We start from the raw sequence: 343 nt of genomic DNA, 5'->3' as shown, positions 1-343 counted from the left end.
CGCGGGCTTCTCCGGCATAGCAGAGGAGTGATGTGACGAGATCAGCCACTTGCCGTCCTTGAACTCGTAGGTAAAGGTGTAGCGCGCCGGAACCTTGCTACCATCCTTCAAAGTGAAGGTATAGTTGCCGGTGTCGAGCGCTTCGTTGCAGCCAAGCTTGATCGTGCGGCTGTCGATTTCGCCGTACGGATGCTTCTTCAGGAAGCTCACGAAATAGTCCCGGCGCTCGTCTTGCGTCAGGCGCGGTTTGTTCGACAGTGTCGGGAGGAGGACTGCATCAGGCGTATAGTTCTCGACGACTTTTTCTGGATCCAGGGTTGCCAGCGAGGAGGTCCAGCGATCA

The 343-nt window shown here is 56.9% G+C and carries 1 protein-coding gene; it reads right to left on the bottom strand.

Going from position 1 to position 343, the window contains the following annotated elements; translation table 11 throughout:
* Window positions 1-343 (bottom strand): SgcJ/EcaC family oxidoreductase (locus BN1800_RS39810; protein WP_143534284.1); only part of this gene is annotated, 343 nt, incomplete at both ends.

The sequence above is a fragment of the Rhizobium sullae genome (assembly GCF_900169785.1).
GTDB classification, from domain to species: domain Bacteria; phylum Pseudomonadota; class Alphaproteobacteria; order Rhizobiales; family Rhizobiaceae; genus Rhizobium; species Rhizobium sullae.
Note: the sequence above shows the minus strand (reverse complement) of the source record. Positions and strands in the feature narration are given on the sequence as shown.